The sequence below is a fragment of the Rossellomorea aquimaris genome (assembly GCF_000935355.1).
Classification (GTDB): domain Bacteria; phylum Bacillota; class Bacilli; order Bacillales; family Bacillaceae_B; genus Rossellomorea; species Rossellomorea aquimaris_B.
Genome location: NZ_JXZC01000001.1, coordinates 542,815 through 569,252, shown reverse-complemented (window position 1 = coordinate 569,252; position 26,438 = coordinate 542,815). Strand labels below are relative to the sequence as shown.

26 protein-coding genes and 1 riboswitch are annotated in these 26,438 nt (G+C 38.7%); of the genes, 13 read left to right on the top strand and 13 right to left on the bottom strand.

The window, feature by feature from the left end:
* Positions 1–243: 243 nt before the first annotated feature.
* A complete protein-coding gene (locus TV75_RS02985; protein ID WP_044337177.1) occupies positions 244–1,446 on the top strand; it encodes a M14 family zinc carboxypeptidase in 1,203 nt (400 codons plus the stop codon).
* 45 nt (positions 1,447–1,491) lie between these two features.
* On the opposite strand, the gene TV75_RS02980 is transcribed toward TV75_RS02985, so the two are convergent.
* Positions 1,492–1,905: a VOC family protein gene (locus TV75_RS02980; protein WP_044337176.1), complete on the bottom strand. Its 414-nt coding sequence runs from the start codon at positions 1,903–1,905 to the stop codon at positions 1,492–1,494.
* Positions 1,906–1,968: 63 nt separating this feature from the next.
* Here TV75_RS02980 and TV75_RS02975 point away from each other — a divergent pair, with 63 nt between their 5' ends.
* From TV75_RS02975 to TV75_RS02965, 3 genes are all read left to right on the top strand, one after another.
* Complete coding sequence (locus TV75_RS02975) at positions 1,969–2,634, top strand: RNA polymerase sigma factor (RefSeq protein ID WP_367379296.1); 666 nt, start codon at positions 1,969–1,971, stop codon at positions 2,632–2,634.
* A 14-nt stretch (positions 2,635–2,648) separates the two neighbouring features.
* Complete coding sequence (locus TV75_RS02970) at positions 2,649–3,122, top strand: GyrI-like domain-containing protein (protein ID WP_044337175.1); 474 nt, start codon at positions 2,649–2,651, stop codon at positions 3,120–3,122.
* Between the two features lie 626 nt (positions 3,123–3,748).
* Entirely contained in the window at positions 3,749–4,309 is a 561-nt protein-coding gene (locus TV75_RS02965; protein ID WP_044337174.1) for a sugar O-acetyltransferase, read from the top strand.
* A 51-nt stretch (positions 4,310–4,360) separates the two neighbouring features.
* Here the strand turns inward: TV75_RS02965 and TV75_RS02960 are convergent, their stop codons facing one another.
* The gene (locus TV75_RS02960) at positions 4,361–5,011 is read right to left on the bottom strand and encodes a glycosyltransferase (RefSeq protein ID WP_156142308.1); all 651 of its coding nucleotides are present in this window, start codon (positions 5,009–5,011) and stop codon (positions 4,361–4,363) included.
* A 758-nt stretch (positions 5,012–5,769) separates the two neighbouring features.
* Between TV75_RS02960 and TV75_RS02955 the strand changes: the two genes are divergently transcribed.
* Together TV75_RS02955 and TV75_RS02950 are read left to right on the top strand one after the other, a co-directional pair.
* The gene (locus TV75_RS02955; RefSeq protein ID WP_052504407.1) at positions 5,770–6,603 is read left to right on the top strand and encodes an N-acetylmuramoyl-L-alanine amidase; all 834 of its coding nucleotides are present in this window, start codon (positions 5,770–5,772) and stop codon (positions 6,601–6,603) included.
* Between the two features lie 119 nt (positions 6,604–6,722).
* Positions 6,723–7,037 carry a DUF3892 domain-containing protein gene (locus TV75_RS02950; RefSeq protein WP_044337172.1) on the top strand — a complete coding sequence of 105 codons (315 nt, stop codon included), beginning with the start codon at positions 6,723–6,725 and terminating at the stop codon, positions 7,035–7,037.
* Positions 7,038–7,243: 206 nt separating this feature from the next.
* On the opposite strand, the gene TV75_RS02945 is transcribed toward TV75_RS02950, so the two are convergent.
* Complete coding sequence (locus TV75_RS02945; RefSeq protein ID WP_044337171.1) at positions 7,244–7,480, bottom strand: hypothetical protein; 237 nt, start codon at positions 7,478–7,480, stop codon at positions 7,244–7,246.
* 206 nt (positions 7,481–7,686) lie between these two features.
* On the opposite strand from TV75_RS02945, the gene TV75_RS02940 reads away from it, so the two are divergent.
* The 3 genes from TV75_RS02940 to spoIIP all read left to right on the top strand — a co-directional run bounded on the left by TV75_RS02940 (position 7,687) and on the right by spoIIP (position 11,036).
* A complete protein-coding gene (locus TV75_RS02940; protein ID WP_044337170.1) occupies positions 7,687–9,162 on the top strand; it encodes a flavin monoamine oxidase family protein in 1,476 nt (491 codons plus the stop codon).
* Positions 9,163–9,297: 135 nt separating this feature from the next.
* The gene (locus TV75_RS02935) at positions 9,298–9,771 is read left to right on the top strand and encodes a DUF2975 domain-containing protein (protein WP_044337169.1); all 474 of its coding nucleotides are present in this window, start codon (positions 9,298–9,300) and stop codon (positions 9,769–9,771) included.
* Between the two features lie 101 nt (positions 9,772–9,872).
* Positions 9,873–11,036: a stage II sporulation protein P gene (spoIIP, locus tag TV75_RS02930; RefSeq protein ID WP_082051123.1), complete on the top strand. Its 1,164-nt coding sequence runs from the start codon at positions 9,873–9,875 to the stop codon at positions 11,034–11,036.
* Positions 11,037–11,122: 86 nt separating this feature from the next.
* Here spoIIP and TV75_RS02925 read toward each other — a convergent pair whose 3' ends face one another.
* Positions 11,123–11,686 carry a TVP38/TMEM64 family protein gene (locus TV75_RS02925; protein WP_044337168.1) on the bottom strand — a complete coding sequence of 188 codons (564 nt, stop codon included), beginning with the start codon at positions 11,684–11,686 and terminating at the stop codon, positions 11,123–11,125.
* A gap of 227 nt (positions 11,687–11,913) precedes the next feature.
* Positions 11,914–12,129, bottom strand: coding sequence for a Fur-regulated basic protein FbpA (locus TV75_RS02920; protein WP_044337167.1), 216 nt, complete (start codon positions 12,127–12,129; stop codon positions 11,914–11,916).
* Between the two features lie 100 nt (positions 12,130–12,229).
* A riboswitch (SAM riboswitch) is annotated at positions 12,230–12,337 on the bottom strand.
* Positions 12,338–12,624: 287 nt separating this feature from the next.
* Between TV75_RS02920 and TV75_RS02915 the strand changes: the two genes are divergently transcribed.
* Entirely contained in the window at positions 12,625–14,022 is a 1,398-nt protein-coding gene (locus tag TV75_RS02915; RefSeq protein ID WP_044337166.1) for a protoporphyrinogen oxidase, read from the top strand.
* Positions 14,023–14,108: 86 nt separating this feature from the next.
* Here the strand turns inward: TV75_RS02915 and TV75_RS02910 are convergent, their stop codons facing one another.
* The 7 genes from TV75_RS02910 to TV75_RS02880 form a co-directional block, all read right to left on the bottom strand.
* Positions 14,109–15,032: an NAD-dependent epimerase/dehydratase family protein gene (locus TV75_RS02910; protein WP_044337165.1), complete on the bottom strand. Its 924-nt coding sequence runs from the start codon at positions 15,030–15,032 to the stop codon at positions 14,109–14,111.
* Between the two features lie 48 nt (positions 15,033–15,080).
* On the bottom strand, positions 15,081–16,355 hold the full coding sequence (locus TV75_RS02905) for a glycosyltransferase family 4 protein (RefSeq protein ID WP_044337983.1): 1,275 nt from the start codon (positions 16,353–16,355) through the stop codon (positions 15,081–15,083).
* Positions 16,356–16,384: 29 nt separating this feature from the next.
* Positions 16,385–17,446, bottom strand: a complete 1,062-nt coding sequence (locus TV75_RS02900) for an ecdysteroid 22-kinase family protein (RefSeq protein WP_253275460.1) — start codon at positions 17,444–17,446, stop codon at positions 16,385–16,387.
* Positions 17,447–17,453: 7 nt separating this feature from the next.
* Positions 17,454–18,629: a carboxylate--amine ligase gene (locus TV75_RS02895; protein ID WP_044337163.1), complete on the bottom strand. Its 1,176-nt coding sequence runs from the start codon at positions 18,627–18,629 to the stop codon at positions 17,454–17,456.
* Positions 18,629–19,966 carry a glycosyltransferase family 4 protein gene (locus TV75_RS02890; RefSeq protein WP_044337162.1) on the bottom strand — a complete coding sequence of 446 codons (1,338 nt, stop codon included), beginning with the start codon at positions 19,964–19,966 and terminating at the stop codon, positions 18,629–18,631. The genes TV75_RS02895 and TV75_RS02890 overlap by 1 nt, the downstream gene beginning before the upstream one ends.
* Positions 19,963–20,619 carry a PIG-L deacetylase family protein gene (locus TV75_RS02885; RefSeq protein WP_044337161.1) on the bottom strand — a complete coding sequence of 219 codons (657 nt, stop codon included), beginning with the start codon at positions 20,617–20,619 and terminating at the stop codon, positions 19,963–19,965. The genes TV75_RS02890 and TV75_RS02885 overlap by 4 nt, the downstream gene beginning before the upstream one ends.
* A gap of 92 nt (positions 20,620–20,711) precedes the next feature.
* On the bottom strand, positions 20,712–23,123 hold the full coding sequence (locus tag TV75_RS02880; protein ID WP_044337160.1) for a hypothetical protein: 2,412 nt from the start codon (positions 23,121–23,123) through the stop codon (positions 20,712–20,714).
* A gap of 163 nt (positions 23,124–23,286) precedes the next feature.
* Here TV75_RS02880 and TV75_RS21070 point away from each other — a divergent pair, with 163 nt between their 5' ends.
* The 3 genes from TV75_RS21070 to TV75_RS02865 all read left to right on the top strand — a co-directional run bounded on the left by TV75_RS21070 (position 23,287) and on the right by TV75_RS02865 (position 25,136).
* Entirely contained in the window at positions 23,287–24,468 is a 1,182-nt protein-coding gene (locus TV75_RS21070; RefSeq protein WP_052504406.1) for a hypothetical protein, read from the top strand.
* 117 nt (positions 24,469–24,585) lie between these two features.
* Positions 24,586–24,792: a hypothetical protein gene (locus TV75_RS02870; RefSeq protein ID WP_044337159.1), complete on the top strand. Its 207-nt coding sequence runs from the start codon at positions 24,586–24,588 to the stop codon at positions 24,790–24,792.
* A gap of 155 nt (positions 24,793–24,947) precedes the next feature.
* Entirely contained in the window at positions 24,948–25,136 is a 189-nt protein-coding gene (locus tag TV75_RS02865) for a hypothetical protein (protein WP_044337158.1), read from the top strand.
* Between the two features lie 185 nt (positions 25,137–25,321).
* Here the strand turns inward: TV75_RS02865 and TV75_RS02860 are convergent, their stop codons facing one another.
* Entirely contained in the window at positions 25,322–25,876 is a 555-nt protein-coding gene (locus TV75_RS02860) for a kinase (protein WP_044337157.1), read from the bottom strand.
* Positions 25,877–26,438: the final 562 nt, after the last annotated feature.

Below are 26,438 nucleotides of genomic sequence, written 5' to 3'. Positions count from 1 at the left end.
CAGTAGTGAGGGAAGGGGGCCAGTATTTTTCTATACCCTGTTTCATCGTTAAAAATGAGCACACCTTGATAGATAAATAGACTTATAATCAAGTTGTTATTTTCTGAATATTCTACATCTTTAGACATATATGTCCATATTCCTTCTCCTTAATATTTCCTGTTTTACGTAATATTGAAGGTGATCCTCATGTAAAGGCAGAAACTGTTTAGGGTACCGAAACATATGGGAGGGAATATATTTATGAAAAAGAAAAAAGTAGTCTCAAGTTTAGCTGCAATTCTTCTTTGTACCAGCATGGCATCAACAAGCTTAGCGTCCAGTTCACCGAACGGGAATCTCACGAATGATCATTCTAATTTACCAATCTCGGGATTTACTGATCATGCAGAATTAACCAAAACTTTACAAAAAATTGTACAGACAAGCCAAGGAAGAGTAGCGCTGGATGTGGCAGGTCGTTCACATAATGGATTAGAGATATATAAAGCAAGGGTGGGAACCGGAGACCGCGTAGTGATGATTCAAAGTGAAATCCACGGGAATGAAAAAACAGGAACGGAAGCTCTTCTGAATATACTTCAGTACCTCGGGTCGAGTAATTCACCAGAGGCACAGAACATTCGGGAAGAAATTACACTAGTCGTTCTCCCAATGATGAATCCTGACGCAAGTGAATTGAATCGACGTGCGAATGATATGACATGGAGTGAGGTAGTGGAAAAGTTTCCATCATTAGCAGAAGCTACGCCCTCCTGGAATTATTACACTAGGACTCTTCAAGATGTTGATTATAGTGAACGCCCTGGATTTGACGTAAACCGTGACTTTAATCCGGATTTGAATTATACCGCTCAACCTGCTGATTTTCCCGGGAGTTCAGATCAACCTGGTTGGTATATTACACCTGAATCCCAGACAGTTAGAGATGTTTATAAGAGCTTGAGAGAGGAATTTGGGAATGTAGATACATTTATTGACTTGCATCATCAAGGTCAATATTACGTCGAGGGGACGGAAGATATTGTAACAATGTCCCTATCCGGACAGTTTGTTCCAGATCCAAGTTCACCTGAAGGAAGTGAATATGCTGAGTACGCTGATAACTATCGATATGATTATTCAAGGCAGTTAAATGTTGCCGCGTATAATGCCTTACAATCCATTGGTAATTCACCGTTTAATAACATTACCCTGTATCAACAAGACCTAGATCTTCCTGGTACAGCCCTTGGCTCATTCGCCCTAAATGGAAGCGGTACTGTGCTGTTCGAAGTCAGAGGGCAAACATGGACTCTCGGACAAAAGAAAAAAGGTCAATTAGTGAAAGCAGTTGAGACGGGATTAAATGCAATTATCAGCGGTGTGGCTAATGACAGCATAGATGACCTCAATCCAGAAGAGTACGAGGATATTCCAGAAACGGCATATAGACCTGGTTTATAATTAGAAAAAAGCTGACTCCAATCATGGGAGTCAGCTTCTTATCTTCTATTTATTCTGGGATTTCCTTACCTGGTCGCGGTGGAAAGGAGAATCTTCAACTTCATCCACTACGCTAAATGGATTATTATCCAGATCGAAGAATTCAAACCCTTTCATACCTCCAAAGACTTCAATTTCAGAAGTAACAATTCCGGCGTTCTTTAGCTCTTTATGAACCTCTTCAATGTCCTCTACCAAAAAATTAAAGTACACATTTTTCCTTTTCCCACTGATGACAAATTCAGTAGGCTGAGGGGAGTCCACTTGGACCAATCCTAATTGTGTGTCACTGTTAGGGAAATAAAATCCTGCACCCCCATCCCAAGTATCGATCATTCTCACACCTAAATGCTTTTCGTACCATTTCATCGATTTCTCCATGTCAGTCACCGGAATAAATACACTACCTACTTTGAACAAAACATTCACTCCTTCTATTTGGAATTCATTGGTATAACGATTATACTAGAATAAAAGTTACATATGGTTATAAATTTTTTTGAAAGGACGAAAATGGTGATTTTCGAGGACTTGGAAACAACGATTCTAAAACTTTATAAGTATTGTGTTAAGCTCTCTGGTTCTACTCCTGAGGCAGAAGACCTTGTTCAGGAGACTCTTTTGAGAGCATACAAATTGAAGAAATCAGAGCCCGACCGGAACTTATCCATGTCCTTTCTTTATACCATCGCCAAAAACCTTTTAATTGATGGAAAAAGAAAGGGTTACGGGTTTGTTTTATTCAATGAGGAGTATCATTTTCAATCAAAAGATTTTCTCGAATATGACGCTCTGTTGGAATGTCTATTTACAGCTTTACCTCTTAAGCAAGCTATGCTTTTCACATTGAAAGACGTTTATGGCTTCTCATCTAAAGAAATTGCCTCAATGCTCCGGATCAGCGATACATCTGTGAAAACCGCTCTTCATCGAGCCAGGAATAGAATAGTGAAGGATGTACCTTATGAAAATCCAGATAAAAAGATCCTTCGTGAAATATCAAACTCCATCAAAGAATCAAATCCCTTACGATTATTTCAGTATTATCGCTTACTAGAAACCAAGTACTATAATGTATCGAGAAACGTAGTGAATACCCTTTGCCATGTAGTTGATCCAGATGGAAATGTCTTAGAAATCATCAATTAAGGAGGTATAATGATATGAGTTCGCGTAACATAAAAGTGAAAAAAATTGGTGGATTGAACTTAGTAGGCTTTCGCGTCGTATGTCCTGGTGACCAGTACATCATAGAGATTCCAAAAGCTGCTGCGAAATTGAGAGATAGGGTCGATGAGATTCAACATAGTGTAGATAAGCAAGTTCAACTCGGTGCGTTTGTAGCAGAGGATGCCACTGCCGAGCTGGATGGATACTGGGTAGGGGTGGAAGTGGAAAAGATTGAAGCAATCCCCCTTGGCATGGTGTCATTAATGATTCCTTCCCAAACCTATGTAAGTACCTTTTATCAAGGGACAAATCATGGAATAAGAGATGCATATCGTGAAATGCATGAATGGACGGAGATAAACGGATATGCAAGACGAAGAGATTTATGGCACATAGAGAGATTTTATCGATTTGATAATAGTGATCAGGTTGAAGTGGAATTGTTGGATACAGTTGAATTGAAGTGATTGGATGGCCGACTCTGAAAGTGGAGTCGGTTTTTTGATTGTATGTGAGTGGGAAAGGGGATTTTGTTTGGAGTGATGATAATAATTTTGGAACGCAATAATAACTTCTCTGACAGGTCGGAAGGGATGCAGGGACGGGGGGAGTGGAGGTGAATATCCCGTTTCGCTGATAAAATTGAAATATCGCTGATAAAGTACCGATTTCGCTGATAAAATCGAAATATCGCTGATAAAATGAAAAATTCGCTGATATCTAATTCTCACACCAGTGAACTGTAAAGAGTATACCTTGAAAAGATAAACACGATGCTAAAACCAAACAATTAGACCTTTATAGATTAAAAACAAGCTACTATTCTCAGAAAACTCATCAAAAAACATTAATTTCATAAAAAATCATTGAAAATGTCGTTTACGAGCGATTTCCGCTATACTTCCCAATCAGAGCTGCGACTCTCACCCCAATTCTGTCTTTCCAATGCCACCATCCACCATTCACTACCCCACTCCTCACCTAAAGAAATAGGAAGAATCCGATAAATATGAAAAAAATCATTTAAAACCCAATAGAACACAGGTAAACTAGGAAAATAATCATCTTACAACAAATCGAAGGAGGAAGATGTATGAAAACGGAAAAACAAAAAATGCTCGATGGGGAACTTTACGAACCCTGGGATCCTCAATTAATGGAAGAGAGAAAACAAGCACGATATTTAACGCGCATGCTAAATCAAACGACAGAAGAAGAAGACGGGGAGAGAGAGGCTGCCATAAAAAAGTTGTTCGGATCTACAGGGGAAAATGTTTATTTAGAACCTGACTTCAGATGCGATTATGGATATAACATTCACGTCGGGAATCATTTCTTTGCTAATTTCAACTGTGTGATTTTAGATGTTTGTGAAGTCCGCTTCGGTAAAAACTGTATGCTCGCTCCTGGAGTACATATTTACACAGCTACTCATCCAGTGAATCCGATTGAACGAAACAAAGGACCGGAGTTTGGCAAGCCTGTCAAAATAGGTGACAACTGCTGGATCGGTGGTGGCGCAATCATTAATCCCGGAGTGAACATAGGTGATAACGTGGTCATTGCTTCTGGTGCTGTTGTGACAAAGGATGTCCCATCAAATGTTATAGTGGGTGGAAACCCTGCCCGTATCATCAAGGAGATTGACTTGTAAGTGAGGGGATAGGGCGTGTTTACATGGAAGAGTAAAGCAGCTGGGATTAATCTATCCCAGCTGCCTTGAAAACTTCTCCGGAAACTGCTTTACAATTCCACCTGATAGGGCATCGGACAGGTGAAGAATATGTGCTTTCCCTTTATCAAAGCTTGTAATATTTCCTTCCCAGTCTTTCTTGATTCGTGCGACGGCTTCATCGGTGACGAATTGCAAATGTGTGTATAAGAGATCTTTTAGCGTATTTTCTGACCAGTAAGGATTTGCTTTTGCCAAGAATTCTGCAATGTCATCAGCATTTCGATACCATTCTTTGTTTAATTTCTCCACCTCTGCTTGCTTTCCGTTTTTAGCAGCATCAACAATTTTTCCTGCCAATACAATATGCTCCGTTAACAAGTCAGCCAGCCGATTACCAGCCTCTTCACCATAATATGGTTTAATTGCATTACCGATGTCTTTCTGATTTTGAAGTAATCTTCCAAGAACCACTTCTTGATCCTTTAATCCATCGACGGCACTAATAATATAATTCCTGGTATAAATCACATGATCGTTCCACAAAATTCTCATGTCTTCTTTTGCTTTCATGCTGGCTTCACTCACGCATTCAGCCTGCTTTGCTTCAACTGAAGCACCAAACCCAGGTAAGTACGAAAATGTCATCACCGCAACCATCACAAGAAATCCAATCTTTTTCATACATACTCCTCCATTCATTATTAGCATTCGCCTCTTTATTATTTACTACTTTCCCCCAGTCACTCATGAAATTTAAATATAAGAGGAAAGGACCTGAAATCCTCAAACGTACGAGACGTGAATATACGCTGAGTAAACAGGTGCGCTGTAATTGTAAAGAGTTAGGTAAGTCGTATACTGTCAAACGCATCATGCACAATACTATCGGAAATTAATAAAAAAAAGGCTGTCCAATTTTCATCAAAACCCGTTGCTTGTCCTCACCAAACAGCCACTTTCGACATAAAGTGTTGTATGGAGGTGATGCTTTGGCAAGAAAATTACTAGCATATCTTTTTATCAGGCCCTCGGTTACTCATGCCAAGTTTGACTTGGGATCTCCTTCCCTCTCAAATATGCACGTTGCACAGTTCGGGGTTACTCTTCGACCCCTCATTAAGCAAGAGAACAATGATTATAAGATCAACAGTTCATACTGAAAAATATGAAGCGATCACCAGTATGAAACTCCGCCGGTCGGTTAAAACAATGATGATGAATAAAGTGAATAAGAACGTGTTTACAGAAATACAATAGAGATAGAAAAAACAAGCCCCATAAGAAAGTCACCTCCATTTGATATAAATAAAAAAGAGTTCCCTGTTGCAGAACGGGGGACTCTTTTTTCACAATGGATTGATATTATATTTTGGAAATCCAATCAGGCTAGTCCTTTTGTGAATATAGTACTATATATGTAATTTTTAGGAGGTATTAAAGTGAAAACGCTTATGATTGATCCTGGCCATGGGGGATTGGATCCTGGTGCAAACTATAGGGGACACGAGGAGAAAGTCTTCAATCTATTGACAGCTCGCCTTGTACAAAACTATTTAATGGAAAATTATAACGTGAATATCATTATGACTAGAACAACAGACAAAACGCTTTCTTTATCAGAACGTTCTACTCTTGCTAATCTTTCAAAACCTGATTTCTTTCTATCTATTCATCATAATGCTGGTGGTGGAAGCGGTTTTGAAAGTTATGTTTATAGTGGCAGTATACCATCTCAAACATTTATTTATCAGAATATCATTCATGATGCAATAATGACTGCAATCAAGCCTTTCAATGTGGTGGACAGAGGGAAAAAGAGAGACAATTTTCATGTGTTGAGGGAAACGAGCATGCCATCTCTATTGGTGGAGATTCTGTTTGTAGACAATCCAAGGGATATCGCTTTATTGAACAATGTTGACTTTAGAAATGCTGTTGCTGCGGCCCTTGCACGTGGTATCGCAAGGGCACTGGAATTACCGCCAAAATCGGATAAAGAGTCTCTTTTTAAGGTGATCGCTGGTTCATTTACTGAAAGAAAAAATGCAGAAAGCAGAGTGATTGAGCTTAAAAGAAATTCCATTGAATCAATTATCGACACACTAAGGGGTTCTGATACTACCTATTATCGTGTACAAACAGGTGCTTTTTCAAACAGGGTAAATGCTGAAAGCCAAGTTGCTAAATTGAAAACATTGGGAATCGATTCATTTATTAGTGTTGAGGATGTTAGGACAAATTCAATCCTGACTCAACAAGAAGAAGCGGAATAGTGAGTATCCGAATAAAGTAAGGCATCGTTGTTCGTATGGTGCTTAATAATATATTGGAAAATATTAATAAAAGCTGATTCTCCCGCTAATAATAATTATACGTTTGGGAGGTGAATCTTATGGTCAAGAAAAGTTTTGAAGAAATTTATGAGGAATACAAACAGCAAGGGAAATTCCAGGCAAAGGTAGAAATGGCTCAGGAGCTTGCAACAGGTGCAGAAAAGATTGTAGCCGTTCGCCGAAATGCAGACGATGATCTTATCGCTTTTAAAACAGACAGCGGAAGGGAGCTTGATTATATCACTGCTCTAGAAGACGCAAAAGCAGGTAAACTTGCTCATGTAGATGTGATTCATAGGTATGGAAGAGATGTTCTTCGCAGTGAGCCTGACGGCCTGAAAGAGAATAATCTTAGTGAGCTTCCTTCTTTCTAAAAAGTATAAAATCGAGCATAAAAACGGAATCGGTATTATGCTCGATTCTATTATTAAAAAAATGCTTTTCAATTCAACCTATGTGACCAAATGCTCTTTCCACATTCGACTTTCTTCTTTCATTGTTGGATGATTTATCATTCGTTCCCGGTCATAAAAAGGAGTGCCATTACGGAAATCGTAATGGCACTCCTTTTTTATTAAAATTATTTTGATGGTTCGAGAAGAATTATACTTTCTATGGTAGTCGCCAAAAGGCTTATGTCTTTATACTTTTCAACTTTCATTGAATCCAAATATGTGATTTGAAAGCATTCCGTGTCCAGCTGGTAGGTAACGGTCATAACAGGTGAGTGATCATGATTTGAAATCGTATGAACAATCTCACTATCCTTGAATTCTTTAAGAGTCTTGAGCATGGTTACGATATTTTCTAGTGACATATTAACATGTCTCCCTTCTACTTGCTAGAGGGATTGACTAAATACAGTCTCGTAGACCCAATGAAACTTAAGTATATCACATAAACCTATAAATAGAAACATTTGTTCTGAAAATGACTGGAAATGAGCGCTTTGTCACAGAGTTCATACGTATACCTCCTTTTTTGACGTCATATGATGTAAGGAAAAGGGAGGTGTGTGATGGGATGGTAAATCAACTTTCAAGAGATGACCCCTCCGAATTGAACTATCCAGACGATATGCTGGCCATTATTCGGAATGGAATAAATCCGTCTAAGTCCAAAAAAGTGATAATCATTGGAGCAGGAATGAGTGGTTTAGTCGCAGCTTCTTTACTGAAAAAAGCCGGTCATGACGTGACGATCCTAGAAGGAAATAAACGTATTGGGGGCAGGGTATATACAGTTCGCAAGCCATTCACCCCGGGTAACTATATGGACCTGGGCGCCATGAGGATTCCCGATAATCACAAGTTAGTGTTCGAATATATCCGGAAATTCAACCTGCCCTATCAAGAATTCATCAATAGTTCCCCGAGAGATTTACTATTAGTAAACAACATCCTAACAACAAGGCAGCATTATGAAAAAAACCCAGACATTCTACAGTATCCGTTACCTGAAGAAGAAAGGGGAAAAACCGCTTCAGAATTATTCCTTGAAGCAACCAGTCCCTTTATCGAATTATATAGAAACAGTGATCATGATGAACAGCAAAAATTAATCAAACAATATTCTAGCTATTCTATGGGACAATTTTTAGCAAATAACCCATATGGTAAATCATTATCTTTTAATGCAATCCGAAAAATCAATGTAATCCTCGGAATAGAAGGATTCCCTGAATTCTCGTTTGTCGACATTTTAAAAGACATCATTTTTCCTATATTCAGGAAACAAACTAAATTTTATCAAATAACAGGAGGTAACGATCACTTACCTTACGGATTTGTACAAGAGCTTGGATCACACATTCTACTGAATCAAAAAGTCACCCATATTATTCAATCCGATAGCGGAGTGAAAGTACAAACAGTAAACCCCGAAAATGGATTGGTTGGGGAATACAATGCAGATTATGTCATCGTGACCATTCCATTCACTGTCTTCCAGTTTATCGATGTCATACCTTATAATTCGATATCCTTTAAAAAATGGCAGGCGATTCGTGAAGTAACGAATGTTCCATCTGTGAAAATAGGAATCGAGTTTCGTCGTCGCTTCTGGGAAGAATTGAATTACAGAAACATCGTGTCTGATCTCCCCACACGCTTTACGTATATGCCCAGCCACGATATAGGCAGCAACAAGCCAGGGGTCATGTTAGCCAGCTACAGCTGGGGGCAGAATGCACTCTTATGGAACAGCAAATCAAAAGATGTCATCATCAAAGAGGTTTTAGAAGACCTTTCTAAAATATATGGTGAACAGGTGTATAGAGAAATGCTCAATTATGTAGTCTACAACTGGAGTAAAAATCCTTTCTCCGCAGGATGTTTCACCCTTTATACTCCTGGACAGGCAAGTGATATCGGGGATTATATCAAGAAACCTGAAGGCAGGATTCATTTTGCTGGTGAGCACACGTCCTCCTTTCATGGTTGGATTGAAGGGGCGATTGAGTCGGGGGTGAGGGTAGCCAATGAGGTGAATAGCAGATAAGGTTCTAAACGCATGAGTCTACTCATGCGTTTGTTTAGGAATTATATTATCTAGATTAATTAATCAATAATATTTTATTGGAAAACAATAAATCTCATTATATAATTTAGAAAAACATGGTATCAGAGGTGTGTTATGAAACGAGCAACGACAATTTTCTTAAAAGGGGCCGTAATGGCAATAGGGGCGATCGTATTCATCCTTTGTGTTGTCTGGTTGCCTACCATGGCAAAGCATTCGGCTGATCTATTTCCCGAATTCGCTTATTTGAAGTGGCCCATTCTAATAGGGGTATACTTAACGGCGGTTCCATTTAATTTAGCACTGTACCAAGCATTTAAGCTTTTAACGTGTATTGAAGAGAACTCTTTTTCAGCGAAAGCAATTGTGGCTCTTCAAAGAATAAAACTGTATGCCTTATTGATTACTGCCATTTATGTGGCAGGTATAGTGTTTCTACTAATCCAAAATGCTCTTCATCCGGGTATTGCTATGGTTGGGATCATTATCAGCTTTGCGTCTGTCACCATTTCCATTTTCGCAGCAGTCCTTCAAGAATTACTGCGAAATGCACTTAAACTAATAGATGAAAACGATTTTTCGGTATGAGGTGAAATAGGAAATCCGACCGAATTCCCGAAAAAACCTTCTACTCTATCAACCCCCTGCATAAAGTTAACTATTAAATACTTTATATAGGGGTACTGATGATGTCGTATAAGTCTCGAAACAACAATAGCTTAGTCCCACTAGTATTCGTCTCTATGAAGGCCATCATTCGGGTAGTATTGATCGGTATTGTCCTCATGTACTTGACCGTATGGTTGATCTCATCAACTGCCATTAAATTGAGGGTAGATAGTTTACTGTATTCATCCATGTCGGAACTGGTACCGAAGGAAACGTTTCTTATGTTGTTGTCACAGGAAATGACAGGATTGCGGGTTACGAATGAGGAAGCATTAAACAATGATTTTGATTGGTTGGAAAGTGTCACGAATGTTTCACTCCTTGATCCGCGAAGTTTATTTGGACGGGAAATCCCAGGAATTGAAAATTATCATACTCACATAGCCGTTGCGGGGAAGGGGACTGACATTACGAACCTCCCGAATGAATCACCGGCTCCAACAGAAGATCAGTTGAAGGATCAGGAAATCGATCAGAGCCAAATTGATCAGGCAAACAACAATTCAGGAGACGGAGTTCAAGAGATTGATGAAAAATCCGTCTACATCTATCATTCACACAGCTGGGAAGCGTTCAGCCCGCTAATCAAAAATAACGATTCGAAAGATCCAGCGAGTACCAACGAGAAGGTTAACGTCATAGCTGTAGGGTCCAAATTAAAGCAAGAGCTTGAAGCTAGGGGGATTGGGGCAGTTCAGGATAAGACAGATGTAAACAAAGCACTTAAAGACAAGTCCTGGACATATTTTGAATCATATCAGTTATCAAGAGGACTAGTACAGGAAGCCATAGCCCAAAACGATGACTTAACGTACTTGATCGATATCCATCGGGATTCTCAGCCGCGGAGCATCACTACCAAAAACATTAACGGCAAAAGCTATGCCCGCTTATTTTTCATAGTAGGAAAAGAAAACAAAAACTTCGAAAAGAATCTGAAAATCGCGAAAGAGTTGAATGCTAAATTAGAAGAAAAGTATCCTGGCATCAGCCGCGGAGTCTTCATTAAAACAAGAGCAGAAGGCAATGGGGTGTATAACCAGGATCTAACAGAGCGAGCCATGCTTCTTGAGTTTGGTGGAGTGGAAAATAATTTAGTAGAGTTGTATAACTCAACAGAAGCATTTGCGGAAATCTTTGCAGAATATTACAAAAAGGATGCCGTCGAGGTGAATGGACAATAAGTAATCAAGAAAAAAGACGTTGGCCGTGTGGTGGACGTCTTTTTTCCTATCCTTGAATAGAGTGGATTCTTGGAATGGCCAAAATCTTATCTTTTCATTCGCCAACGATATCCCAAATAAATCATCCCGATCACCACTGAACCCGCCAACAAAATAACCGTGCCTTTATCCGCATCCAACACATTCACCACCACGAATGCCTCAATTAACAACGAAGGAATCTTTCCGACAGAACTGATCACGGAAAAGGCCACAATTGAAATAGAGCTAAAGGCAGCCGCAACGGTTACCACACTTGAAGGCACAAATGGAACCATGCGAAATAAGAATAGAAGAAATATCCATTCCGTACCAGACGCTTCTTTTAATTTGAAAAAATATTTGTTTGACAGAATCTGATCAATACGGGCAAACTTAATTCCTTTTCGATATAAATAAAAGCTAACAATGGCTCCTAATGATTCACCAAGTATGGAAACCCCGATTCCAGGCCACAACCCGAATACGGAAATGTTAAAGGCCGTCAAGAAGACACTTGGCAGAAAACCAAGGATACTGATGACAACATTTATGAAAATACTGATAAAAAAGAGAGACCAACTATCGAGGCCGGTGAATTCGTTTAAAAAATGCTGCAGATTGAGGGTCATTGAGTGTATTCCTTCATATAGAGTGGATTATAATGGAGATGATATGTAATTTCATTTAAAACAATCCCATGTCATTTTAGAAAAAGTCTGGACACTTGTCAATGAAACATGAGGAAGGATTGTAAAAGTCATGACCATTCTCAAAAATGCTCATATGCATGATTGAAGTGTAAGGATGAATGAAACTCAGGAAGCCCCAATTCACTTCCAGGGATTGGGGCTCTTTTTTAGCTGGTTAACTTTGCACAGTTTTTCCATTGAATTGAGCCTATATCGCTGTGCGGATGGCTTTCATTCTGAATGTATTTAAATTCGTCCTCTAGTTCCTGAAGGGTCAACTCGAATAGCTGTTTGTTTCCTTTTTTGAAAATGTTATGGAATATCAATTTGTTAATTAATTCATTTCGTCGATTATGAATCGCATCCTGTAGGGTTTTCCCCATTGTAATCACTCCTCTTATAATGTAAACCAGTTGAGGAAGGGTCATTAAAAAAAGCCCGCTTCCCAGTAGATAAGAAGAAGGCTTAATGAAACAAAACTTCAACTCATCTTCCAAGCCAATAGCTTGTGGAATTAGCACAGTGTTCTAAGGTGTAGAATCTGTTGCTGAGGCATCATCGGGCCAGTCCCTCTGCCTCTCTGGATAAGTGTATATAGTCGTCATGAATTACATTCATTATATAGTTGAGTATTCATAGTTGTCAACTTGGTATTAGTATAAAATGTGCATAATTAAAGATAGAGTAGGATATTGAGAGTAAGTTGAAGGAAGAATTGAATGATGGAAAAAACGGTCCAGCCTTGCAGATTATGCTCTAATTCAGCCTAATCCTCTTTATTCCCTAAACCTTTTCTCAATTCAGACACAGATTTTTTTTCTAATCAACAAAAAACATGATAACCTGTATACATAAACGCAATTATTGGAGTGAATCGTATGAAGACAGTCGTTGTCGTAGGTGGAGGAATTACAGGATTAACAGTGCTGTACCATCTTCAAAAAATGTCCAAAGAACGAGAAATAGATATCAAGTTAATACTCATCGAGCGGGATCACCAGCTTGGAGGCAAGATCAGAAGTGTAAGAGAAGCGGAATTCATTATGGAAGCAGGAGCGGATTCCATTGTGGCCCGTAATGAAGGGGTTCTCCCTCTAGTTGATGAACTGCACCTTAGAGATGAACTTGTCTATAATGAAACAGGCATATCCTACATATATACCAATGGCGAATTGCATAGAATTCCGCATGACACGATTTTTGGAATTCCCATGACCGTTGAGTCTCTTCACAAGAGTACCTTGGTGTCGGATGAAGGTAAGAATGCAGCACTTAAAGACCTTGAAACTGAAAACACACAATTTACAAAAGAAAGTTCAATCGGTGAATTTCTAGAAGCATTCCTGGGTAAGGAATTGGTAGAGAATCAGGTGGCGCCGGTATTGTCAGGGGTCTATTCTGGGAATTTGCATAAACTCACCATGGCTTCGACCCTTCCATACTTACTTGATTATAAAAATGAATACGGAAGTATTATCAAAGGTTTATCTAAAAACAAACAAAAATTCCAAGGGACATCCAGTAAAAAATTCATCTCGTTTAAAAATGGGTTATCAACCATCATCGAACGTTTAGAAGAAAAATGCTCCAGCACGACAATATTAAAGGGAGTAGAAACAACTAAGCTACAAAAAACTGGTGACAAATATGTGCTGACTCTTGGTGGTCAAGGTAGCATTCAAGCGGATTATGTAGTATTCGCAACACCTCATGATGTAACCCAAAAGATTCTGACCCATGAAAAACTTGAACCTGATTTTAATAAGCTGAAAAACTCTTCACTCATTTCGATCTACCTCGGGTTTACTATTCCGGATGAGGAACTTCCTGCTGATGGCACTGGTTTCATCGTCTCAAAAGGCAGCGAATTGAAATGTGATGCTTGCACATGGACGAGCCGGAAGTGGAAGCATACGTCCAGTAACCAAAACCTTTTATTGAGACTTTTTTACAAAAGCACAAACCCTCACTATAAAGAGTTGAAAGAATTTTGTGAGGCAGAACTTGTGAGCACGGCACTCGATGATATCAGGAAAAGTATCGGGATAAACGGAGATCCGATTTCTGTAGAAGTGACGAATTGGAAAGACCTAATGCCAAACTATCATCTTGAACACAGTCGGTCTGTTCAATCGTTAGATGAAACTCTCGCAACCGAACTACCACGTGTCAAGCTGGCCGGAGCATCGTATTTTGGAGTGGGCATAGGTGCGTGTATTAAAAATGGAAAGGAAACAGCTGAATGGATTGTAGATAAGTTGGGGAAGAATCTTTGATTTAGAAAACCAACAATTTCATTTTTGAGAGTAAGATAACTAAAGAAGGAAAAGAGCCTGAGCTTATCCAGGTTCTTTTCCTTTACTTATATAAAATTATTATTGATCTTGAAAAAATCCACTGTTTTCTCTAATCCAGAGATCAGATTAAAATTCGGTGCCCACTTTAGATTGTCAAGGGCTTTTGCATTTGATAGGTGACTGTTTAGAATATCACCTTGCCGTTTCGGTTTGTAGTCAGGAGTCAGGGAAGAGTGAAGTTGGTTCGATAGTAGTGTGCAGAGAAGGTTGACGGATGTTTGGGTGCTGGTGCCGATATTGATGATTTGGTTGTCTGCATTTGTGATGGCAAGAAGATTTGCCCTTGCTACGTCATCTACGAAAACAAAGTCGCGTGTCTGGTTACCATCTCCAAAGATGACAGGTGCTTCGTTTCGTAATAATTGTTCAATAAAAATGCTTATTACTCCGCCTTCCCCATCCGAGCGTTGCCTGGGTCCGTAAACATTTGCGTAACGCAGTATGGTGTATGGAAGATCATTGAGCCTATTAAATAGCTTGATATAGGTTTCAGATACTAATTTTGAGGTGCCGTAAAAGGAAATTGGGCTAGTAGGACTATCTTCATGGATAACCTCACTTGTATAACCATATACTGCACTTGAAGAGGAGAAGATGAACTTTTTTACACCGTATTTGGTGCAGTACTCCAACAACTTTACGGTACCTAATACATTGACAGCCGCATCTTCTGCAGGACTTTCCAGTGATTTGGCTACGCTGACTTGGGCTGCGAGGTGCATGACGACGTCAGGTTGTTCTTTCTTGAAAATCCTTTCAATTTTATCGGATAATAGGCTTTTTCGGTATATTTTGACTCCACTTTGCACGTTTTCTTCCCTGCCATTAGAGAAGTTGTCTAAAACAATCGGGGTATGACCTTCAGCGAGCAGTAAATCTACGAGTTGTGAGCCGATGAATCCGGCACCGCCTGTTACTAAAACCTTCATATATGACCCTGGATCAGTTTATTCTCCCTCAAGATGAGTCTCCTTTCTTCATAAATATGTTTGATAAATCTGTTCAATTTTTCTCGTCATTACTTGGCTGGTTAAGTGTTTACGAGCATAGGTTTCAGCAGCGTCAGCAAAACGGTCGCGTTCTTCCTTATTCGTAATGAAACGCTTTATTGCATGTGCAAGTTGTTCAATGTTACCAGGTTCACAAAGGATGCCCGTTTCTTCATGCTGAACCATTTCCGGGATTCCGCCACATGTTGTGGAGATGACCGCTTGCCGGGAAAACATCGCTTCCATGACAGATAGGGGAAAGTTATCATTTACAGTTGCTAACACATAGATGTCTGACATTGAAAGGATAGAGGGTATATCATGACGTTTTCCAAAAAAGATTACGTTATTTAGCTTAAGTTCTTTCGCCTGTTCCATCAGTTTTTCCTTCATGACACCATCCCCGACAATCCATACTTCTACATTAGTCAGGTGTTCACGAAGCTTGGACAATGCTTCTAAGAGAAATCCATGACCTTTACGAGGGGACAGTCGGGAGACACACGTCAGGATAATGTTTTCATGATTTTTATGAGGGACTGGTTTAAAATCGATGCCCGTATGAACGGTGGTCATCCTGTCATCTTTTGCACCGAAATCCATTAAGTTAGGTCGAAAGGAATCTGCGATCATGACAATTTCAGTACTTGCCTCAATACCTACTTTCTCAAGTTCAGTAAAATAGGCTTCTTCTATAGAGCCTTTCTGGATTTTATCGAATTTCAAACGGCTTTTCGTAAAGAACCCGTGGGGCGTAAAGAGTAAAGGTTTTTGGTACGTTTGGTTCAAATGACCGAGAATGAAGATAGCAAATAGGTCTTGAGAGTGAATGATGTCATATTGCTGGAGATTTTTTTCTTTGAGAAACAGTTCGAATACATGGAGATAGCTAAGGTTTTTGACGATTTTTTCATTGACGATTCCGTAGCGGTTTAGCATAAAGTTACGGGCTTCAGAGGCAGCTTGGGGAATCCATTCATCAAGCTGTTCTGAAGTCATGTGGTTAGGCGCTAGTACATCTACACTATGACCGATTTCTTCAAATCCTTTTTTAATAGAGGTAATGTAGTGAGACAATCCACCTGTATGAGGATATTGGAAAAATGTAACATATAAGATTTTCATTGGTTTTGGTTTTGAATCATCACCTCTTGTTTTCTGACCGAATGGTTGGAGGGTGAGAGACTCCTCATAGTCTCTTGCCACTCCATAATACTGATCCATTATGGCCAGAAGAGAGGGGTGAATGTTGAGTGAGGGCATACGACTCAAATTTTCTCATCCTTTCGTTTCTATTTATAGATACCCAGTTCACTTCCCCAAGTTGATAATTTTTCTAAATGGTAGGGGAGAAGCTCGCCGCCTCGGTTGTCGAAGATACGTCTAAGCTGAGTGTGTAATCCTTTTTCCAGAGTTCGCTGAAGATACGCCATTTTGTATAAATGAATCGGTTTAGTTTTAAATTCAATTCCATATTTCTTCATTTCATTCGTATACACGTCAACCGCATGGGTACGAATCTCTTCTCCATTGCTCTGCCAATCCTTCCTGAAGGCCAGTAAAATTTCTACCAGTACAATCATGTCAAACCATGTTGGGGAGAATTTAGCTGATTCCCAATCGATGAATTGAATCGCCCAAGGTTCATTTTTGCTTACATCTTTTGAACAGATATTCTGCATATGAAGATCTCCATGGGTAATGGAAAAACCGCTGGCCATTAATTCAGGGAAGAAGTCAGGTCCATTGCTGTACAAATTCTTCAATGGTTTGTAATAAGGTTTAATGATGTCTTTCAATTGCTTATCCTTCTTGGCATCGTCTAAAAATGTGAGGGTATTAGAGATGAATTTTTCCCGGTCTTTTTTCATTTTTATCGAGCTGTAGATGGGAAACCAAGACTGAAAAACGTTTTTTTCTTTCGTGAATTTCCCTTCGTACGTGTGGGCATGAAGTTTGGCAAGGGTTGGGATAATGTAATCAAAGTGCTTAGGTGTGAAGGTAAGCTGTCCCCGGATTTGATGAACAAACTCCATGAATACCCAGGTGTCACTTCCTTGTTTCTCCATCAAGTAGATTTCAGGAAGAAACTCTTTTAAGAATGGGTAGGCTTGGCTGTATACATTGATTTCGACTTCATTTTTGTATTTGGTAGAATGGTAGATTTTAAAGATGATAGGGAAGATGTCTGTTTTTTTCTGTAGTTGAAGCTTATAAATGCTGCTCCTTTTTGTTGATTTAAGGTTTTGGATTGATGAAGCTTGTATAGATACTTTATATCCAAGTGAAGTTGAGAGTTTTTCTTCTATGCCATGTTTTTGAAACATGGCATAGACTTCTTGTGGTGTGTACAATCTAAAGTCACTCCTTTCGTTTTCTTTTCCACGCATTCCACAGGTGAGACGCGGTACTCCTGATAAATGGCATAGGGTCATCAAATGCAAAAAGGGCGAATACCTTTTTCCCTCTGAATCCATTAAAGAAGTCTTTCATGCTCATTTCACCATTCTTTCGTTTTTCAAGAAAGGTGAGGAAGTAACGTACAATGTAAATCCATTGTACCCCGTCGATTTGCTGCAATTGAGGAGTAGGGTGTTGGTCTGTAAGGTACAGATAATACTGATGGGCAAAATCGACGCCGGAATGACCCGTTAAACTATGGGTCAGCCAGAACCTGGGATTGATTTCAATGAGCTTATATTTTCCATCCCGGGGATCTTTTTTATATTCGATCATGCTAACTCCTTTTAAACCTAATTCTTTCAATAGTGGAACACCCACTTCAATCAGATCAGGAATTCGTTTGCTCACAATATGTGCTCCAGTTCCAAATTGTGCAGGGAACTGATGGTTTTTTTGAAGAGTGAAAAGAGCTTGTAATTCCATATCATCATCAAAAAATGTAGCCACTTTATAGAAACATTGGTTGTCTCCGGGGATGATTTCTTGAATGATAAGCTCTCCAAACTTCCGATAGATAGGAAAGACTTTCTTTAATTGAACGGCGTCCTGGATATGAATGGCCTTTTTATTCACATGTTTTCTGAATTCGTGTCCGAACACAGGTTTTAAAATACAAGGGAACTCTAATTGAGTGATGGCTTCATCTAGCTGCTCTTCGTTGTCTACAAAAAAGGTCTTTGCTGTTGGGATATTATATTGCAATGCTAATTCATAGGTTTTTTTCTTATCTAATAAATCCATAATTAGAGAGTGGTCTGGATATAGAAACAAGTAGTACTGAGATAGGACGTTTCTGTATTTAGAAATAAACACGACATAATCATCTGCACCTGCGTATAGGACCGGTCTCTCATCAAGGTTCACCGCTACTCCTTTTAGAAAAGAGAGCAGCTCCTCTTCTTGATGTAAGGGGCTTGGACATACCCCACAAGTGGCAAGTCTTGATTTTCCTTTCGAATAGGGACCTTCTGTATCAAATGCATATACATCTATTCCTTTTCGAGCAAGAGCATGAATGATACCAACTCCATTTGCGCTTAAGTCAAGGACGACAGCTGGGTGTGATGACATCATTATTCTCCTCCCGAAGCTAACAGATCTTGATAAATCTCTTCAATTCTGTCAACCATGGCTTCGCGAGTGAGGTGGCTCTTGGCATATTGATACGCATTGTTACCCAGTTTCGTCCGCAATGCCTCGTTTCCTATTAAGTTTTTAAGTTGACTGGCTAACTGATTTACGTTACCTGGTTCTACAATGATTCCGGTTTCATTATGGTGAATGATTTCTGTAATACCACCACAATTGGTTGTAAGTATCGCTGCACCACTATGCATAGCTTCAATAATGGAAATCGGTAAGTTGTCATTGATGGTTGGCAGAACAAAAATATCCGTTTTGCTTAATATAGAAGGGACGTCATCCCGTTTGCCTAAGAAGTGTACGTTGGATAGTCTCAAGGATTGTACTTGAGCCTCCAGGGATTCACGCATTTCTCCATCTCCAACAATTAGCACTTCAACCCCATTAATTACTCCATTTATTCGAGCAAGAGCATTTAATAAATCTGAATGTCCTTTTCTCGGTCCAAGTCTTGCTATACATGAGATCACAATTTTCCCTCTTGTATTACTCCGTGTTATGGATTTAAAATCGATCCCCGTGTTGACGGTTGTCAGATTTGCAGACTTTGCACCCAGTAAGCTCAATGGATCCCGGAAAGAGTCACTTAAGATGACCATATGAGTTGCATATTCAATGGCTTTTCTCTCAATTTCTTTGTAATAAACCTCTTCCTCAGAACCTCTTTCAATTCGGTTGAACTTGACCCGGCTAAAAGTGAACATGCCATGAGGGGTGAAAAGGAGTGGTTTACCTAAGTCTTCATTAAATCTACCCAATATATTGGCTGTGAATAAATCCTGAGCATGAAGAATATCGTATTTTTCCAACTTGACAGTTTGCATCATCTGCTCATAAATGTAGAGGAGACGGCAGCTTTGAATAATTTTCCCTGTGTACGTTCCATACCGTTCCTTAAAAAAATTCTTTAATTCAGGAACAACCACCTCACGAATTTTCTCTGCTTTGACTTCAGAAAAATGGTTTGGAGCAATGATATCCACTTTATGTCCCAAAGCCCGCAGGCCTTCTCGCAGAGTAGTGATGTAGTTGGAAAGACCACCTGTGTGGGGATAGTCCCAAAATGTCGCTATCAGAATGGATAGTTTCTTTCCGCCACCTTTACCTTTCAGTTTTTTTATCTTTGTTTTGGACTTGCGCTCTTTCTTTTTTCTTTTTGAATCCTTACCTGTATCCCTAGTTTTTCCCGTTAATGGTTTTGCCTTTACTCCATAATGTTTATCGAGTGCAGAAACAACGTAAGGATAGGGAAAATATAGTTCCTTCATTTCCAGACCCTCCTAATGACTTCAAATGCTTCGGCATACGGTACCCCAACCGTCATGCCGCGGACGCTTGCTAAATGTTTGACTCCCTCATAGGAACGCGGATGTGGAAATTCTCTCATTTCGACATCATAATGTTTTAAGGAAGCTATTTTATGATCAATCACTGTTGAAATGTTCACATAATAATTCGGTTTGAATTGCTTGTCATTTGTCTGGGTATTCCATTCACTTGAGGAAACCGTTTCAAATGTTATCAGTTCAATCGGCTGTGTATTTGGCACCGGACGAACTGCTGTTAATACAGCTTGAAACGTGATTTGGTGATCACGATTCACATCGCCATAATGATGGGTAAAAATCTTGCTAGGTTTATAGATATCTATTAATTTTTCAATTTCTTTTGTAAATAGATGAAGAGCCATCATTTCCAATTCCAGATTTGGATGCTCCAAAAATATAACTTCTTTTATCCCGATTTCTTTGTTTGCTTTCCGGGCAAGCTGCTGAATATGATGAGCTTCTTCTTTTCTTCCGTTTGCTGTAATGATCGAGACGACTCTATTTCCTTGATCCACTAGCCTTTTTAGCGTTCCTGCCGTGCCAAGTAATTCATCATCAGGATGTGCTGCTATGACCAATACAGTTTCTTTCATTCCCTTCACCCCATTCTAATCTCTATTACATTACTATATGTATCCTTCTATATTGTCGAAACAGACACTAGCACAGGGCTAATGTCTGTTTCTTATTTATTCCTGGCCGTTTGACCAATGCTGATTCCACCGCTGATTATTTGTAAACGTACAAACCCGTCACCATCAATCCATATGAAGAAATCAGGTCCGGCTGTTAAAAATGTTCCTTGCTGAGCAAGTAATTTACTTCCCGCATATACATTGATTTTGTCACCGAGTGTGAAATATTTATTCAAGATCGTTGTATGCGAGTAGTCGTCTTTATCCATGTCATGAGGAGTAGAAGGGACTCGTTTACCAGTCTTTTTATTAGTAGTCTGGTAAGAGCGTTCTTTTTTCGTTTGATTAGATGAGTTATTGGCGCTTGTGGTATCAAATTCGAGCTCTTTGGTCGTTTTTTCATCGCCTTTTACAGTGGTTTTTGATTTATGACTGTATTTGACTTGGTTTTCAACATTTCTGGAGTGAGAGCTTAGAATCTCGAAATTGTTATCTTTTGGACTACGGGTAATTTTGGTTTTTTCATTAATGAGTTTATTAAGCTTGACGTTAGAGCGCTTAAGGTGGTATTTCACTTCTTTAGCTGTTGGCTTAGAGTATAAAATTTCATATTGAGCTTCAGTAGTAGGTGTGGTAGATATTTTTTCATTCGCTATTCCCTTAGGGGAGTGTTCAGTACATTTGACTTCCTTTTTGAGTTCTTTGGCCGGTGGGTTTGAACTTAGGATGTCGAAATTGACTTCAGTATTCTTATCTTCATTAATGATCTTTTTAGGCAGGGAGTCAGTGCGATTCAGTTGGTATTTCACTTCTTTGACTGGCGGGTTCGAACTTAGGATATCGAAATGAAATTCTGTAGCCTTTTTCTTATCTTCATTAACGATCTTTTTAGGCCGGAAGTCAGTGCGATTTAGATGGTATTTCACTTCTTTGGCCGGCTGGTTCGAACTTAGGTTGTCGAAATTGAATCTTGTAGCCTTCTTCTTATCTTCATTAACAATTTTTAGGGGCTGAAAATCAGTGCGATTCAGACAGTATTTCACTTCTTTGGCCGGCGGATTAGAAATTAGGATATCGAAATTGAATTCTGCAACCTTTTTCTTATCTTCATTAATGATCTTTTTAGGCCGGAAGTCAGTGCGTTTTAGATGGTATCTCACTTCTTTGGCCGGCGGGTTCGAGCTTAGGATGTCGAAATTAAATTCTGCAACCTTTTTCATATCTTCATTAATGATCTTTTTGGGTCGGAAATCAGTGCGATTTAGTTGATATTTCACTTCTTTGGCAGGCGGATTAGAAATTAGGATATCGAAATTGAATTCTGCAGTCTTTTTATCATCTTCATTAACGATCTTTTTGGGACTGACATCAGTGCGATTTAGATGGTATTTCACTTCTTTGGCCGGCGGATTCGTTCCCAGGGTATTAAAATCAGTAGGAGATTTTGATTTTACATTTTCTTGTAGGATTTTTTTAGATGGAATATTTTCTTTTGCTGCGTATGGGTCTGATTTTCCGTTCGAATTCTTCGGTTGAATTACGTCGGTACCATTCTCTATCGAGGAGTGGCTAGGAATGTCTTTAGCCACTTCATCTTTCTCTAATATGGAATGAAGATCCACTTCTTTTTTATCTTCCAATATTTCATTATCAAGAACTGAACTTAGTTTCTCTTCTTTTTCAATCAAATTAGAGTCACATTTACTATTTTCAATGAATGAACCAGCAGTGTAGGTTTGATTTGGTACATCTGATTTTAAAGAGCCGGTAGGACACTTAGTTTTCAGTTCATGATCCTTATGATTGTCTGTTTTTTCCTCATGAGATATCTTACCGTTAACCGATTGATCATAGTGACCCTTTGTATAGGATTTTTGTTCTGTTTGATAAATATCTTTTCTCGATGGCTTCTCCTGACAAAGCTTCTTTTGGATAAAATCATCTTTACTTTTACCTTTGTCAGCTCGGGTATTGGGTGAGTGATTATTATGAACATGTCGTACTGGTGGCGCATTAGCTTGATATTTTGATTGGTGGAGACTGTTGTTGTGATCTATATAATTGATTCTTTCGAATGATTGAACCTCACGTGATAGTAACCGAGGGCATTTCCCACGTCTTTTACGGCGATGAGGCTTAGATATTCGAGAGATAATCAGGCTGGGTTGATCTTCATTTTGAAGAGTGATGTCAAAGGTAGGCCGCTCAGTTGTTTGTTGATGAGTAGTTTTTACGTTTAAGCTGCTCATCATACTTTGTATGATTTGAGAAACATGAGTTTGATCAATATAAACAGCACTTTGCATTTGATCTGCAGAATAAGTTACATGTTCTTTTTCGTGTTTTTGATAGCTCACAAAGATGGATTGATTGTGACAAGGGATCAGAAAGTCATCGTAATAAATGGAGGAAAAGATCCTTGGAAGAATATGTTCATTTATAAAAAGATAACAATTGGGCATGTGCTTCACTCCACGTCTCTGTTTCTATTTATAACCTATTCAAAAGCCCGGTTAGAGTGAGCGGAATTTGGGATAATACCACAAAAATAGGCTATACATTCCTTTTTCACATACATATATTGATTATGAATTGTAGACAAAATGTAAAGGAGTGGAAACACATATGGTAAATGAGTTTGATGATCTCTCCAGACGATATCACGACCATTATGACGATGAAGAGAATTGTGAAGGAGATCCGGATGAGCAAGATGAGTTGTGCACAGGAGATCCAGATGAGCAAGAGAATTTGTGCATAGGAGATCCTCATGAAACAGATGAGGACTGTGAAGGAGATCCACATGATCAAGACGAATGTTCAGATGATCATGAAAAACCTTGTTCACATGATCATTGTTCAGATCATGATTTTGACCGCCTACCGTGTAAATCCGTCGAGGGGGTCTTGAATTCAATGTTCCATCTAGGAGATCATCTTGAAGTTTTCTTTGAGGATGAAATGATTGGCTGCGGAGGAACATTTGTAGCAGCTTACGATAATATCCTCATCTGGATGGATCATAAGGCTAATGTCAATTTCACAGATTTATGCGGCCAGATCAGTATAAGGAAAATTGGCTCCAAGCGGAAGAAAACCCAGAAACAAAATGATAAGAAACAGAAAGATGATAAAAAGAACGATAAGAAGCAAAAAGACAAGAAAGACAAGAAAGACAAGAAAGAAAAAAAAGATAGTAAAGAAAAAGATTCAAGGAAAAAGGATGTAAAAAAAGCACAATCTGCCGTTAACGAAGAAGTGCTGAATTTCGTAAAGCTTGAAAAAGAAGAACCTGAGACTGAGGAAAGGTCCCAGTTGAATCTCAATCTACTACAAGACCACCGGGAAAATGAAATAAACGAAGATGATATTAGCTCATTAGAGAATTTCCTTGCTTCTGATAAAGAATCATTACACCATTCATCTGGTGAAAAGGAAGAGGAAATCAATTTAGATGTAGAAGATGATTTTGGTGTTTCAAATCCGGAAAATGAGTACATTACGCAATTGGACACAGATGGAGATCATTCTGAGATAACAGATGCAGAGCCTGTCATTGAAGAGTTGACTTTCGAAAATGATATTAAATCAGATGAGGTCAACACGGAAGAAGAAGACAGTGAGACCTCAGAGGAGGACCAGGCTCTTTCACTGGTAGATGATGAAGGTGATTTGTCAGGAGAAGACGAGTCGGTTGAAATGAATGGAAATCAAGATGAGGGTTTACTGATTGGTGAGGAAGCCCCTATAGAGGATGACCCGGAACCTTCACCTATCAACTCGATGTCAGAAGAAAATAAAGAATAATTAGTTAGTCTAGTAAATGGCTAAAAATGAAATTTTTTTTTGGAATCTAGTTATCTGCCTTTACGCATTTAGCGATTCAGCATAAAAATAGAGTAAATACCGAAAGGGGGAAACATAATGTCTCATTTGTTTAAAGATGGTAGTATGGCAGATTTTCTTAATAAAATTTTATCTCTAGGTGATAAAATTGAGGTCCTGTCTGGTGACGAAGAAATCGAAGAGGGTTCCTATGTATACGCAAGCGATAACTTCGTTGTATGGGCTGACGATGACGGCCATATGAACACTTCTAATTTAAATAATGTAACTGTTCGTAAAGTTTAGTGACATTATTTAGAAACACAAAAAATGACTGGATGATCTCCAGTCATTTTTTTTTCGAAAAAATAAAAATGATAGGTAATAGCCCTATCAAATTCCTTATTTTTTAATATAAATATATAGACTGATGAATCACAAGATAGAAAGGAGGAGGAAATATGGGATTTTCCGATAAACTTAATAAAGTACTCAAGCTTGGTGATAAAATCGAGGTTTTGTCCGGAGCAGAAAAAATTGACTGCGACGGAACATTCATTAAAGCAGAAGATCATTATTTAGTATGGTCTAACGGTAACGGTGACGTTTTATTCACTCATTTGGATAGGGTAACGGTGAAAAAAGTATAATCTTTTGAAAAATAAATCGGTTCTGGGGATAGTACTTTTTAGGGAAAGTACTGTCCCTATTTTTTTGGATTTTTTAGGTGCTTGTCCTAAACACTTTCATTGAAAACGTCCTATCCAATCTTAGTTAAAGGAAAGAACGTTTTCATCTTTATGATATTCTACTGAGACCTTCATCATGTATGGAACTACTTATGTTTCTTCCAAGCATCATGGAGCTCTGGATTTAAATTCTTGACATGTTCAAGGAACTCGCTTGTTAAACCAAATTTCTTCATCCCTTTGAACAGTTTGGTTGGAACAGGAGAATCAGATGTAAAGGCCCGCTTGTGATCAATCACTTTGAATTCGCCTTCTTCATTCATTAACATATGGCGAACCTCTGTATCCCATCTCGTAAAGCCCAATCTCTTAAACTCATCCAGAACGAATAAAATCTTTTTAGTCATGTCTTCATCAATGTGACCTTCTCGTTTCATGTGACGGGCAAGGGATATTCCTTTAACAAACTCCATGACAATATAATTATCACCGAATTCATAAAGACGAGGCATAATGGACGAAATCTGCCCTATTTGCATCGCTTCAAGTTCACGCTGATGTGTTTCTTCTTTAAAGAAGTACTTTACAACTTTGTCATCTGCTACCTTGTAAATTTCTCCATCTTTCCCGTCACCAATCATTTCAAAGGCTGCTAGGTCTTTCTTTGTAATTTTTGAATTTCCGTTAAATAGTTTTTCCACCGGTAATCACCCCTTTACTTGGTAGACATTTATGTTTTTTATATTGTATGGAAATGGATCCCCTTTTGTAACCGAGCCAAATGCTGAAATTTCATAAAGGAGAAAAGAGTTTAGGTAGAAGCGGTAAGTGAGATAAAAGACTCCTAGAACCCACCCACGACAGACAATGAGCTCTTTAAAGAGATTGGTGAAAAAGGCCGAAAAGCTACTTTTGCTAATCGTCTCTATTTAAAGATTGTAACTATTTCATTTATCGCACTTATATACCGATTTCCGTAACACTTCAACTCCCAACTGAAAAGTACCTCTTATCCTTCATAGCAACTTACTAATATATTATAGTATTGCTTAAATAGTATAGGGCTAACGTTGATTTATGGAACCACAGGATGTTTGTCTACACATACTATCAATAATTCTCATAGACTATAGTAATTCTGTTTAGTTATTCATCATTTGATTAATAGGAATATATTGATATATGAAAAGAAGGTGAGTAAATTGGCATCTAAAAGGGAAGAAAAGCGTAATAAATCCAAGAGGAAAAGCGATCAAAATGAGA

Excerpts from the sequence above, each read along its gene's own strand:
- TV75_RS02985 (WP_044337177.1), top strand. The coding sequence starts at position 244 with ATGAAAAAGAAAAAAGTAGTCTCAAGTTTAGCTGCAATTCTTCTTTGT.
- TV75_RS02975 (WP_367379296.1), top strand. The coding sequence starts at position 1,969 with ATGGTTATAAATTTTTTTGAAAGGACGAAAATGGTGATTTTCGAGGAC.
- TV75_RS02970 (WP_044337175.1), top strand. The coding sequence starts at position 2,649 with ATGAGTTCGCGTAACATAAAAGTGAAAAAAATTGGTGGATTGAACTTA.
- TV75_RS02965 (WP_044337174.1), top strand. The coding sequence starts at position 3,749 with ATGAAAACGGAAAAACAAAAAATGCTCGATGGGGAACTTTACGAACCC.
- TV75_RS02960 (WP_156142308.1), bottom strand. The coding sequence starts at position 5,011 with ATGAAAAAGATTGGATTTCTTGTGATGGTTGCGGTGATGACATTTTCG.
- TV75_RS02950 (WP_044337172.1), top strand. The coding sequence starts at position 6,723 with ATGGTCAAGAAAAGTTTTGAAGAAATTTATGAGGAATACAAACAGCAA.
- TV75_RS02945 (WP_044337171.1), bottom strand. The coding sequence starts at position 7,480 with ATGTCACTAGAAAATATCGTAACCATGCTCAAGACTCTTAAAGAATTC.
- TV75_RS02940 (WP_044337170.1), top strand. The coding sequence starts at position 7,687 with ATGGTAAATCAACTTTCAAGAGATGACCCCTCCGAATTGAACTATCCA.
- TV75_RS02935 (WP_044337169.1), top strand. The coding sequence starts at position 9,298 with ATGAAACGAGCAACGACAATTTTCTTAAAAGGGGCCGTAATGGCAATA.
- spoIIP (WP_082051123.1), top strand. The coding sequence starts at position 9,873 with ATGTCGTATAAGTCTCGAAACAACAATAGCTTAGTCCCACTAGTATTC.
- TV75_RS02925 (WP_044337168.1), bottom strand. The coding sequence starts at position 11,686 with ATGACCCTCAATCTGCAGCATTTTTTAAACGAATTCACCGGCCTCGAT.
- TV75_RS02920 (WP_044337167.1), bottom strand. The coding sequence starts at position 12,129 with ATGGGGAAAACCCTACAGGATGCGATTCATAATCGACGAAATGAATTA.
- TV75_RS02915 (WP_044337166.1), top strand. The coding sequence starts at position 12,625 with ATGAAGACAGTCGTTGTCGTAGGTGGAGGAATTACAGGATTAACAGTG.
- TV75_RS02910 (WP_044337165.1), bottom strand. The coding sequence starts at position 15,032 with ATGAAGGTTTTAGTAACAGGCGGTGCCGGATTCATCGGCTCACAACTC.
- TV75_RS02905 (WP_044337983.1), bottom strand. The coding sequence starts at position 16,355 with ATGCCCTCACTCAACATTCACCCCTCTCTTCTGGCCATAATGGATCAG.
- TV75_RS02895 (WP_044337163.1), bottom strand. The coding sequence starts at position 18,629 with ATGATGTCATCACACCCAGCTGTCGTCCTTGACTTAAGCGCAAATGGA.
- TV75_RS02890 (WP_044337162.1), bottom strand. The coding sequence starts at position 19,966 with ATGAAGGAACTATATTTTCCCTATCCTTACGTTGTTTCTGCACTCGAT.
- TV75_RS02885 (WP_044337161.1), bottom strand. The coding sequence starts at position 20,619 with ATGAAAGAAACTGTATTGGTCATAGCAGCACATCCTGATGATGAATTA.
- TV75_RS02880 (WP_044337160.1), bottom strand. The coding sequence starts at position 23,123 with ATGCCCAATTGTTATCTTTTTATAAATGAACATATTCTTCCAAGGATC.
- TV75_RS21070 (WP_052504406.1), top strand. The coding sequence starts at position 23,287 with ATGGTAAATGAGTTTGATGATCTCTCCAGACGATATCACGACCATTAT.
- TV75_RS02870 (WP_044337159.1), top strand. The coding sequence starts at position 24,586 with ATGTCTCATTTGTTTAAAGATGGTAGTATGGCAGATTTTCTTAATAAA.
- TV75_RS02865 (WP_044337158.1), top strand. The coding sequence starts at position 24,948 with ATGGGATTTTCCGATAAACTTAATAAAGTACTCAAGCTTGGTGATAAA.